This is a genomic window from Phormidium sp. CCY1219 (genome assembly GCF_055795085.1).
Genome location: NZ_JAYFEQ010000879.1, coordinates 1 through 481, shown reverse-complemented (window position 1 = coordinate 481; position 481 = coordinate 1). Strand labels below are relative to the sequence as shown.

1 protein-coding gene is annotated in these 481 nt (G+C 55.7%); it reads left to right on the top strand.

Going from position 1 to position 481, the window contains the following annotated elements; translation table 11 throughout:
• Positions 1-481 (top strand): calcium-binding protein (locus tag AC0QH1_RS28875; RefSeq protein ID WP_324634898.1); only part of this gene is annotated, 481 nt, incomplete at both ends.

Sequence of the window (481 nt, the reverse complement as noted above, 5' to 3'; positions counted from 1 at the left end):
GTGGCGACAACAACGACATTATCGCAGGCAACCTCGGCAACGACAGCATCCAAGGAGATGCCGGAGACGACAACATCGCTGGCAACGAAGACAACGACACCATTTCCGGCGGAGACGACAACGATCGCATCACCGGCGACAGCGGCAACGACAATATCCAAGGAGATGCCGGAGACGACAACATCACCGGCAATGCCGACCAAGATTATATAGAAGGCAACGACGGCAACGACAGTATCGAAGGTAACGATGGTCTCGACACCATCTCCGGCGGCAACGACAAGGACACCATATCCGGCGGCAACCATAATGACCAAATCTTCGGAGATGCCGGAGACGACAGCATCACCGGAGATGACGGCGAAGACACCATCAGTGGTGGCGACAACAACGACATTATCGCTGGCAACCTCGGCAACGACAGCATCCAAGGAGATGCCGGAGACGACAACATCTCAGGCAACGACGGCGACGACATCAT